This window comes from Microcoleus sp. MON2_D5 (genome assembly GCF_036701905.1).
Classification (GTDB): Bacteria; Cyanobacteriota; Cyanobacteriia; order Cyanobacteriales; family Microcoleaceae; genus Microcoleus.
In genome coordinates this window covers 111056-122397 of sequence record NZ_JAUBRM010000007.1, presented here as the reverse complement: position 1 = coordinate 122397, position 11342 = coordinate 111056, and the positions used below count along the sequence as shown (strand labels likewise).

The following is an 11342-nucleotide window of genomic DNA, read 5'->3' as shown; positions in this document are numbered from 1 at the left end:
ATGCACCTTACTTGCTCTCCATTTTTGGACACCATACCTAATTTACCACTATTTGAGCCTTAACTGAACCGTATTGAATTATACCCGTAGAAAAGCGATCGGACAGCAGGGCGATCGCCGTTGCTTCAAATACTCCCATTCCCGCCGATGCTCCGGGTACGACTAAACCGACAACAGGTGGATATTACTTTGCCGAAGGCAGATATTATGAAAATCCCCCAGAAAGTGGGGAGGGTTTTTTAGCCTTTCCACTTCCGCACATGACTGTGCTGCAAAATGTGATGTCTGCGCCTGTAAAGGTGAAGCAGGTTGAATCGGATGAGGCGCGTCTGAAAGGGTTAGAATGGCTGGAAAAAGTGGGTTTGTCAGATAAGGCCCAGGTTTATCCTTCTAAGCTTTCGGGGGGACAAAAACAGCGGGTGGCGATCGCCCGCTGTTTGGCTATGGAACCGGAAATTTTGTTGATGGACGAACCGACTTCTGCACTCGATCCAGAAATGGTTAAAGAAGTGTTAGATGTGATGAAAGCTTTGACGAAAACGGGAATTACGATGGCAATTGTAACTCACGAAATGGGTTTTGCGCGGGAAGTCGCCCACCGGCTCTTGTTTCTCGATGGCGGAAAGGTGGCGGAAGATGTGCCGCCGCAGGAGTTTTTTAGCAACCCAAAGTGCGATCGCGCCAAGCAATTTCTGGAAAAAATGCTTTAATTCATATAAGGATTAGAGTTTTTAACCGCAGAGGACACAGAGTTAGAGGAGAAAGAGACAGTTGCGGTAGGGTGCGTCAGGTTGGAGATGCTCGATCGGCACAAAAAGTATACGAACGGGACACCGTTTGTTGCCGACGTGCATCAGTGGTGAGCCTGTTTAAATGAAACTGAAATCACTGGCGCTTATTATGCTAACAGAAACTCCGTTTAAAGCAGCTATAATTTCTCCTGTTTCCCCAAACTGAATCAATGTTGCACCGCTATTTTCAGTAAGAGTTAATTGCTCGAATGTCAAGCCATTAGCTAGCATCAGCAAATCTTTTCCCGCTTCAAAATCGGCAATAATATCGATACCAGAATTGGCAGATAGTAAAAAGCGATCACTCCCAGCACCTCCAATTAAACAATCATCCCCCAAACCGCCAATCAGAGTATCATTACTTTTGCCACTAATCAAAGTATCATTTCCCTCGCAGCCGTCTAGTAAATCATTGCCAGCACCTCCACTCAGATAATTATTGCCAGCACCTCCGCAGAGGGTATCATTACCATAATCACCGTAGAGAGAATCCTCCCCTTGGCCGCCGAAGATTATATCATTTCCCTTGCCTCCAAATGCGATATCGCTGCCTTTGCCACCGTCGATAAAATCATCACCTTCACAGCCCAAAATTAAGTCGTTGTCTTCTTTACCATTTATTGAATCATTGCCGCGATTGCCGAAGATGATATCTTCGCCTTCATGACCAAGGATGATGTCATTACTTTTGCCGCCCAAAAGGATATCATCTCCCTTGTTGCCGTCAATAAAATCATTCCCTCTGTTGCCGTAAAGGATGTCGTTTCCTTCACCGCCGTAGAGGTTATCATCGCCTAAATCGGCATCGAAAATATTCGGATTTAAACTGCCGTAAAAAGCATCATTTTCCGGTGTACCCAACTGAATTGCACCGCTACCATTGCCGTTGATAATGTTGTCAGGTTGGTTTGGGCGATCGACTGTTGGATACTCAATAGTATTGCAAATGCAATCAGTATTACTTCCTGGTGTAACAACGGGTACTGATGGTGTTGGCGTCGGTGTTGGAGTCGGAGTTTCCGCAGGAGTAGGCGTCGGAGTTGGCGTCGGAGTTGGCGCTGGAGTTTCCGCAGGAGTTGGTGTCGGAGTTTCCGCAGGAGTCGGAGTTGGCGCAGGCGTCGGCGTTGGTGGAGTCGGCGTCGGAGTTGGCGTTGGTGGAGTTGGTGTCGGAGTTTCCGCAGGAGTCGGCGTCGGAGCTGGCGTTGGTGGAGTTGGCGTCGGAGTTTCCGCAGGTGTTGGAGTCGGAGTCGGCGTTGGTGGAGTTGGTGTCGGAGTTAGTGGGTTGACGGTAATATTCACACGATCGCTATCGGTTTGAGCACCCCCTAATTCTGGAGCTCCGCGATCGTTTGTCGTCAAAGTCAGCGTATCCGTTCCAACAAAGTTCGGATTCGGCGTATAAGTTAAACCCTCTAAAGCAGCATTAATATCAGCCTGTTTTCCCGTATAAATCAGGCTGTTGCTGCCATTCCCCGATCCCGTTAAACCTGTCAGCGAATTGAGCGTAATAATTCCGCTGGTAACGCTGAGATTAACTTCGACAGACTCACTATCTGAATCCGATACAGAGATACTATTACCGTTGCTAGCAGAGAAGATGCGAGGAGTATTTTCAGTCGTCGTTTCTTTGCCATCAGTAGTAATGTTGACACTCCAGCTAGCAATATTTCCCGGAGTAGTAGCACCGGAAGCTTTACTATTCTCTTGGTTGGCATCAACTGCATACAATTTCCAACTGCCATTGGGGTTAGTTTTATTAAAAACAGAAAGAGTCGAACCGTAAGGCCCTTCTGGTGCCCCGGTCGGTGTTTGCGTATTGTTGTTATACAAAAAGGGATAAATATCGCGAAAACCGTTTAACGAATAGTTACTCGGTTTGTAGTTGCCTGAAGCAATAATCGGCAAAGTAGTAGGGTATGGCTGACGAAGAAACGCAGCCGCATTATCATCGAAGTTCAGCGTGATGTTGTTAAGTGGTGCAGAGCCCACGTGAGACATTAACACTACATTTTGTCCCTCTGGGCCAACTAGCAAGAGGTTGATTACCTGCGATGAACCATCCAAGCCATTAAAAGTTTGGACATTGTTGAGAGTGGCTGTAACGCTGTCTACATTTCCCGTCACGCCTGAAACATCGATCTCAGACGGATACGGTGTCGCTAAAACGTTATATACCAAGTCTCCGCTGTTGAGGGTAATATTGTTAGAGTTAGTTGTGGTAGTAGTTGTTTTTCCCGGTACAGTGTTGACTGGTGGTTGATTGCGGCGAAGGGAAAATTCCGAAGTATCGCCTGTAGTTTTGTTAGTAGCAGTAGCAGCGATAACCGGTTTGCCTGCTACTGGAATGTAGGGGAAGTTAATATTAGCATTGCCAGCACTATCTGTAGTAACGTCTTGGAAACCTAGAAAAGTTTCACCTTGATCTGCACCTGCCGGGTGATAACTGGTATTTGCAAAGAATTCGACCCGGAAGTTGGCGTTAGGAGTGCTGTTGAGAATGCCGCTGACTGTGTTGCCGCTAACTGAGGTCAGAACCGGGAAATTTTGCAGATTGTTGCTACCTGTATCAGCGTCGCCTAAATCGTTGGGAGTGATGCCAGTATTGCCTAGTAAGTCAATTCCTAATTCTTTGTTGTTAAAGATGCTATTCCCTTGAATAGTGTTGCTGGCGGAACTTCCAATAATTTCAATACCACTACCATTATTGTTAGCAATGACATTTCCTTCTCCGGCTGCCGTACCGCCGATGATCGTATTATTCGCGTTGCGACCGGAGATAAGAATGCCATCACCATCGTTGCCTAAAGCTATTGTCCCCGTGGCATCAGTCCCTATGTAATTGCCCGTAATTTTGGTGTTTGTGACGCCCCCTGACGCTGTTGCAGCAATAAATATACCTCCAATACCTTCGTTACCAGAGATGACGTTTCGCGAGATAATATTGCCTGTTAGGGTGGTGACATCAGGAGGATTGTTTTGAGTGTAACTTTGGATGTGGACGCCATAGCCCCTGTTGCCTACAGCCGTCGTACCGCTAATATCAGTACCAATGTAGTTGTCTTGGATGGTATTGTTATTAGTTGTAATCAGAATGCCCTTGCCAGGGAAATTTGCGCCCTTTCCAAATCCGTTAATAACCAATCCTTGAATGGTACTGCCACGGGAATCTTCTGGGCCGCCAAAACGGTTTTTCCCTAACTCTAAACCAGCGACATAGGGAGACGAAGAAGGCAAAGATGTTTGTACTAAACTACCATTTAGTTCGATAAGGGGTTTACCAGCATATCCAGGTTGAGATGTGCCATCGATTTTAACTGGGCTGGTAATGACAGGTAAGGCTTGATTGCCAAGGGTAATGGTATGAGGCCCAGTGCCGGGAATTTCAAACTCAATTGTGTCTAACCCGGGATTGGAATTAGCTTTTTCGATCGCATTTCGCAGAGAGTCTGGAACGCCATCTAGATCTAAAGTATTTTTAACGGTATAGGTAGCCAAAACAGACGCATAATTTTGCATCGCGTTTGACTCGAATGCTAGGGGCGATTTGATCTTGCCGATTTTTTCTTCTAGTTCCCAGTTGCCACCTAATTTTGCACTCCCTGTGAGATGCTTGGATGCGGCGATATTTGCACCAGTGAGGGATGCAATGCGGTGGAGGAATTGGACACCATCTACGGCTTGTTCATCGAGTCCGCTGGAGGTTTCAATTCTTGTTTCACCAAAGTATTCTAAGGCTGGTTCGCCCTCGATTCCGCCGGGGGTTGAAACCCCCGTGTCATAGCAAAAGTCCTCTAAAGAGGACTGTTTAATGAAATTGTTTTCAGTCCGTTTCAACCGTCTTTCGCTTTGAGACAGGGAATTTATTCCCTGGCGGACTTTCGGGCAAGCGCGGGATGCTGCTGCTACATGGCAGCCGTAAATCAGGATGTCTGCATCAATTTTTAAAGCGCGTCGCCATTGCTGCAATTGCTGGCTATAAGCTTCTAGGTTATCGACAGACAGTCTGGTTTTACCGAGTTGCAAGCTGCCCGGTTCGCCGTGGGAAACTAGATGAATGCTGTCAATATTAGTGCGATTTGCTAGCACTTCGCTAATTTGTTCGACTCCATCTCTGTGGGAGTCGATAATTATTGCTTCTACTCCCAATTTCACTCCATCTAGAAGTGTTTGATAGTCTGCTACTGCCGTATCGATAAATACTATTGTACTGGGGTTATTGGGCCGATCGCTCTTTTCCCCAAAACTCCCATTGCCCGCGTTGATTTGATTCGGAAGTTGGCTCGCACCTGCTGATAAAACTGGCATCATGGCTGTGTACCCTATATCCTAAAGTTAACAATTTTTCATAAATCCAGGACTACCAAACCGGAACTCAAAAAAAACGTTTCTTTGACGGTACCAATACCTAAAATTGTAATTTTTATGAGAGCAACTCGGTTTGCTTGCCAGTCTTAAATTTATTGATTCAGACTATATTGTTTGTGGCTTTGTTCTTGATGAACTCAAACAGATTATTTGAAAAACTTCTGTCTAAGCTCAACTATACCAGCATACGTACGTAAGCAAAAAATCTTAATAAAAATACATATTTTCGACTCGGCTAATCGCGGCAAGTCCGCTGGCAGTATACATTTTCCCACTCACTTACTGCGCCGATCGCGCTGGCGATCGAGCTTTGCCAAAACAGCACCCGAAACATCCGCCAGAATGCTAATTATCCGATACAAAGCCACGGCACTCAGAATTATACCCGTAGAAAAGCGATCGGACAGCAGGGCGATCGCCGTTGCTTCAAATACTCCCATTCCCCCCGGTGCACCCGGTACGACTAAACCGACAACAAACGCCAAACAAAAAGCACCGAACAAGTTGGGAATATTACTAAAGTTCACCGGAGTTAAAGCCGTTACAGTTAGCAAAAATCCGCAGCCCCGCAATCCGATAAAACACATTTGTCCGATTAACGGCACTAAAGGATAGCGTTTAATTGGCAAATTAATTTGGCGACCGGACTTGACACGCAATGTTTTTTTAGCTATGTTGGAAGTAGACTCTGTAGTAAAATTTAGTTGCTCATCCGCAGCCTCCTCAGCCTTTGAATTTTCCCCCTTGTTCTTGGATAACTTCAACCGCTCTACAAAGAGAACGATCGGATTTAAAATTCGGGGATGAATCGCCGTTAAAATAGCAGCAAAACCGACAAGCCGCCAAAACCAATTGAATTTGTCAAAACAAATCAACCCAATCAAAAGGCCTGCCGAAGCCATCAGCAGCGGTTCCAGCAACACGCTGAGAGTAGCAGCTTTGGGGAAAATGCCTGCCTTTTTGGCCTCCAATATTCGACCCCAAAAATGCCAAATATTCCCCGGCAAATACTTGGCAATATTAGTTTTGAGAAAAACTTGAATTGCCCAGGCGGCAGTTACAGGTTGGCGGAATTCCCGCAAAATCAACATCCACACCCAGCCGACAAAAATTAGAGATAATAAAGTGACGCCGAGGGCGATCGCCAGCAACGGAAAACTTTCGGCTCGAATTTGGATATTCGCGACTTCTCGCCAGTGAGTTAAAAAAGCTTTGGCAATAAATAAAAACGTCCCGCCCAAAATCAAATAGCGCAAATAAGGCTTTAAATGCGATTTCGCGAGATTTAAAAAATTCTGAATTCGATGCAAGTGTGGTTTTCCCATTTTCTGATCCCGATTTTGAATTTGGGATTAAGTTATAGTGTTTTATATTTTATATTGGAGATGAGCCAAGGCGGAATTGTGGTTGATTTACACGGCATAATATGACGGAATAAATCTGTTTAACCTAACCTATGCAGACCTCTACAGACTGTGCGTAATGCCCGCCTTACAGACTATTTAGGGCGTTTTTAACCACAAACTTAAATTTAAAATCTAAAATTTAGATCGATATACCTCGCTAGGAGTACATTTCTATGCCCGGCCCGAGCCCTGACGGTCTTTCCTATCTTTTAGATGATAGCCCCAATAGTTTCGCCTTGACTCCGGGCTTTTTGACTCCTTATCCTAACGGATTTTTTGCCCTTGGCGGCAACGATTTTATTATCGGTTCGTCGGATGCCGATCGCATCAGCGGCGATAATGGTAACGATCGCATTCTCGGCGGCAGCAATTCCGATACCCTGTTCGGCGGTGCCGACAACGATGTGCTTAACGGCGGTGTCAGCAGCGACATCCTGTTTGGCGATGCCGGCAGCGATACCTTGCAGGGAGGTAAGGGAGATGACGCCCTCAACGGTGACTCTGGCAGCGACGTTTTAGTGGGCGATGGCGGCAAAGATATGCTGACAGGGGGTTTGGGCTTCGATGCCTTTGTCCTCCGCAGCGACTCCGCAGTCACCGATCCGGCTGCTGCAGACGTTATTACTGACTTTAACAGTTTTGTGGATTCGATCGGACTGACTGACAACCTTACCGAAGCTGACTTGATTCTCGAAGAAATCTCCATCGCCCCCGGTATTTCCAATACATTAATTAAAATTCGCCAATCCAATGCTATTTTAGGCTTGGTAGCCAACGCATCTCCACAAGACCTCGCCGATACATTCATCTCTGCAACTACCGTATTGGGCAACCAACTGGATCAAGCTCGCGATTTAGGCGTTTTGGGCGACACTCAAACGATCGCAGACTCGGTTAGCAACGCCCGGCCAGACAGCCTTTACCGCTTTACTTTGCCTGCAAATAGCGACTTTAAATTAAGTGTCAGCGGTTTGACGGCGGATGTTGACGTTGCTGTGATTAAAGATATTAATGGCGACAATTCTATTGACTTCACCGATATTATTGCTTCTTCTCAAGAATTGGATTTATCGCCGGAGTCGATCGACATCGACGGTTTAGCCGCAGGAACTTACTTTGTCCGAGTTTATCAATACCAAGGCAGTACAGATTTCACCCTAAATCTGTCTGCAACTCCTGCAACTGTTTCTCCTAACAATCCGAGCAACTTGCAAGGTTTTGACTCTCGTTTTGGGTTCGGTTTGGTAAATGCAGCGGCGGCAGTTGCTAACGCTCAAGGTACTGCACCTTTTCCTGACGTTCCCGACTTGGGCGGCGACGAGTGGGGCAGAGATTTAATTAAAGCTCCGGAGGTTTGGGCCCAGGGCTTGACTGGAGACGGAATTGTGGTGGCAGTTATCGACAGCGGAGTTGACTACAATCACCCGGATTTGACGGGCAATATTTGGAGTAATGCGGGGGAAATCGGTGTTGATGCGATCGGTCGCAATAAAGCTAGCAACAGGGTTGATGATGATGGCAATGGCTTTGTTGACGATTTCCGAGGATGGGATTTTGTCAACAACGATAATGACCCGATGGATGATAACAATCACGGCACTCATATTTCGGGTTTAGTTGCTGCGAAAAAAGATGGGGTTGGGATTACTGGAACGGCTCCGACTGCGAAGATTATGCCTTTGAAAATACTTGATGGCGCAGGGGTGGGTAAAATTCGGGATGAAATTAATGCGATTAATTATGCGGTGGCAAATGGAGCGAAGGTGATTAATGTAAGTTTGGGCGGCCAAGAGTTGAATTATGAAGAATTGAATACGATTCGAGCCGCTGAAGCTCAAGGCGCGATCGTGATTTCGGCGGCAGGAAATGATGCTCGCGCCCAAGCAGATTATCCGGCTCGGTTTGCCAATGAGGTAGGAATTGCTGTCGGTGCTGTTAGCCGAAATGGCTTGTTTGCGGATTATTCTAACCGGGCGGGTTCGGATGCAATTAATTATTTTGTTGGTCCGGGCGGCGACGGTGGCACGGCGGGTTCTGGTGATGTTTATTCAACTGTGCCACTTTCTCAACCGGGGATTCCCTATCAATATTTTGCGGGTACTTCAATGGCAGTGCCACAAGTATCCGGCGTGATAGCTTTAATGTTACAAGCTAATCCGAGTCTGACTCCTGCTGAGATTAAGAGGATTCTTACAGAAACTGCGAATCGAGCGGTTTGAATTCGCTCTGGTGCGATCTACAATCCTCAATCTTCTACCAATTATTAAAAGCAAACCGTAGGGAGAGGGCAATGCCGTGTCCTACTTCCCGCGCCGGACATCGCATTGCCCTGTCCCTACAGACGATTCCGTACACTCAATCTGTATCACTACTTTTGTTAGGAATTGGTATTAAAAATTGGCGGCGTAAGTTAAGTCAAATTGGCGACACAGGGTGATGCAGCAGTAGCTTGGTCGATCGAATACTAACTCGTAATTCATGTGGCCGTCTATTTTGGTGATCGGCTGCTTTAAGGGGATGCCCTGAATGTCGTATTGGCGGCGTTCTAAGGCACTCCAGTCGATAATTTTGAAGTCGATTTGGTTCTGCAACTCAGTTGCGATCAGATATAGGTGCATCTTGTCTTGAACTTTCCCAGTCAAGGGAACTTTTATTAACACTGACTGGGTGACAAGGGGTTTTTGGTCGTTGGGATGCTTCTGGGTGTGGCAGCTTTTGAGTTCTATATCGTAAGGTTCTACCTTGAATTTCTCTCCACTGGCGATCGCAGATGAGTGCAAATCTTTCAGGCACTTTTCTAGGTGAGGAATCAGCCCTAAGTCTGGATCACACAGCAGTTTACGAATGTTGGAGGTTTCAGTGACTGTCATTTGAGACTTTTGATGTTATTTTTTGATTCTTAACTTTTAGCTTACCACGAAAAGCAAACCTATCGAACTATACTTGCGACATAGTTCCAAAAATACCGTTTATGGTCAGTATGTCGCAGTTAATAAGACATTTATTTTTTGGCAGCAAACCCGTGTTTTTTGCCTTAATGTTTTAGATTATTTTTTGGTAATTTTCCACAGATTAAGCTCGACATTAGGGTCAGCCGGATCTATTTGATAGTTTTGTTGCTGAATTGCCGATCGCAAAGTAGAGGACGGTCTGTATAAAAATAACTCACTCAAACCGCCGGGAATTGGTGGCGGTTGGGGTTTTTTCTTTGCCAATTCTCGATTTTTGTAGCAAGAAGTGTAACAGCGGGGTTCTATTAGCAGTTTGACTTTTGGTTCTAGGTAATAACTTAAAGGCATGATATGTGCGATATTGGCATCGCTGATAATTAGGGGATTGCTGGCTTGATTGACAGTCCCAGCTACTTCCAAGGCACGCAACCAACCGCTGCCTTTATTCCACCAAATATCTGCTTGAGAACTAACTCCACCGGATATAATACCTGCGGAAAAAACTGCCACTATAACTATTTTCCACAGTTTTTGCTGTTTTAACTTCTCCAAATTGTTACTAATTTTCGCCGACAGCAGGTAAGCCACTGCTAGCTGAATTCCCACATAACAAGGAACTAAATATCGCGGATTTGCCGATCGCCTTCCACCCTTGATTAGATCGGGTACTGCTAAAAATAAAGCAGTTGTTGCAATTAATAACAATACAATCAACCACACTCGCTTTGGTGTTTGTCGGTATAAAAAATAAAGGGCATAGCCGACTAAAGCTAGAATCATGATACCAACTGGAATTAGCAAGGCTAGTTGTGTGGCGTTGGCAGTTCCATCAATGCCTATATCAAAAAATGCTATGCTGAGGGAACCCACCCACCTGCTGACTAATCTTAAGTAATTTGTTTGTTCGGCCCATACTGTTGTGCTCCTAACTTGATTGAAGTTCTCTACAGTATTTACGAGGGAAGGCATGAAGCCGATCAAAGCGATTAAAGCTGCTACATAATAGGAAATGAATGTTTTCACATCGCGCCAGTTGGCAATAACTGCGACGTAGATTGCGTGGGCTGCGGCAACGCAGACAAATAACAAGTGGGTGTAAAATCCCAGTGTTGCTGTGCCTGCATAAAGCCCCCAGGAAAGAACTAGGGCGACAGGATTTTGATTTTCGTCAGAGCGCATTGCTCGCAGCAAGGCTGCACTGGATAAAATAGTAGTTACTGTCCACAAACTGTACTGTCTTGCTTCTTGGGCAAATATGATGTGGTAGGGAGAAATCGCGAAAAGTGCGATCGCCATCCACGCTACTGCTGAAGATTCAAATAACTCCCAAGCCAGCCAATAAATTGCGGGAAATACTAGCAAGCTAATCACGGCGGCCAAACTTCTCATTGCTGCAACGGAACTGCCGAACCATTGCGCCCAATGTCGCGCTAGTACGTAATACAGCGGCGGGTGTTGGGGGTCTTCTGTTGCTAAAGAATTCAGGGTATCGCTTAAAGTTTTTTCGGAATTTATCTGCTGATATTTTTGTAAATCCGAGGGCGAGGTTATTTTCTGGTACGAAATTTGTTTGATTATTTCGGCTTCGGTGTAGCCAGAAACTCTCAAAGAAGTATATGTTTCGTCGATCCAGTAAAATTTGCGATCGAGATTGGCGAATCGAAATAAAATGCCTATGACTAATACGGCGATAATTAAAAATCGCAGCCACTTGTCAAGTGAAGGGTTGTGAGAATTTAGTCGATCGCGATCTTTCGTAGATTCCATTTTATAACTAGCTAATCTGGCACAAATTTTTTCTGTTACCCCACCCGTAAGGTGCGCTAGGC

6 protein-coding genes are annotated in these 11342 nt (G+C 45.7%); 2 read left to right on the top strand and 4 right to left on the bottom strand.

The genetic code is table 11. From position 1 onward, the window contains the following. Window positions 1–260 precede the first annotated feature (260 nt). Complete coding sequence (locus tag QUA47_RS04500) at window positions 261–710, top strand: ATP-binding cassette domain-containing protein (protein WP_333429869.1); 450 nt, start codon at window positions 261–263, stop codon at window positions 708–710. A 159-nt stretch (window positions 711–869) separates the two neighbouring features. Here QUA47_RS04500 and QUA47_RS04495 read toward each other — a convergent pair whose 3' ends face one another. Beyond that, window positions 870–5099, bottom strand: a complete 4230-nt coding sequence (locus tag QUA47_RS04495) for a DUF4347 domain-containing protein (protein ID WP_333429868.1) — start codon at window positions 5097–5099, stop codon at window positions 870–872. 332 nt (window positions 5100–5431) lie between these two features. After that, window positions 5432–6481 carry a UPF0104 family protein gene (locus QUA47_RS04490; protein WP_333429867.1) on the bottom strand — a complete coding sequence of 350 codons (1050 nt, stop codon included), beginning with the start codon at window positions 6479–6481 and terminating at the stop codon, window positions 5432–5434. 254 nt (window positions 6482–6735) lie between these two features. Between QUA47_RS04490 and QUA47_RS04485 the strand changes: the two genes are divergently transcribed. Then, entirely contained in the window at window positions 6736–8781 is a 2046-nt protein-coding gene (locus tag QUA47_RS04485; protein ID WP_333429866.1) for a S8 family serine peptidase, read from the top strand. A gap of 171 nt (window positions 8782–8952) precedes the next feature. On the opposite strand, the gene QUA47_RS04480 is transcribed toward QUA47_RS04485, so the two are convergent. Together QUA47_RS04480 and QUA47_RS04475 are read right to left on the bottom strand one after the other, a co-directional pair. Then, entirely contained in the window at window positions 8953–9432 is a 480-nt protein-coding gene (locus QUA47_RS04480; protein WP_333286367.1) for a hypothetical protein, read from the bottom strand. Window positions 9433–9609: 177 nt separating this feature from the next. Continuing rightward, the gene (locus tag QUA47_RS04475; RefSeq protein ID WP_333429865.1) at window positions 9610–11280 is read right to left on the bottom strand and encodes a glycosyltransferase family 39 protein; all 1671 of its coding nucleotides are present in this window, start codon (window positions 11278–11280) and stop codon (window positions 9610–9612) included. Window positions 11281–11342 lie beyond the last annotated feature (62 nt).

Bases quoted from the DNA above. Each gene is read 5' to 3' on its own strand.
- QUA47_RS04500 (WP_333429869.1), top strand. From the start codon at position 261: ATGACTGTGCTGCAAAATGTGATGTCTGCGCCTGTAAAGGTGAAGCAG.
- QUA47_RS04495 (WP_333429868.1), bottom strand. From the start codon at position 5,099: ATGATGCCAGTTTTATCAGCAGGTGCGAGCCAACTTCCGAATCAAATC.
- QUA47_RS04490 (WP_333429867.1), bottom strand. From the start codon at position 6,481: ATGGGAAAACCACACTTGCATCGAATTCAGAATTTTTTAAATCTCGCG.
- QUA47_RS04485 (WP_333429866.1), top strand. From the start codon at position 6,736: ATGCCCGGCCCGAGCCCTGACGGTCTTTCCTATCTTTTAGATGATAGC.
- QUA47_RS04480 (WP_333286367.1), bottom strand. From the start codon at position 9,432: ATGACAGTCACTGAAACCTCCAACATTCGTAAACTGCTGTGTGATCCA.
- QUA47_RS04475 (WP_333429865.1), bottom strand. From the start codon at position 11,280: ATGGAATCTACGAAAGATCGCGATCGACTAAATTCTCACAACCCTTCA.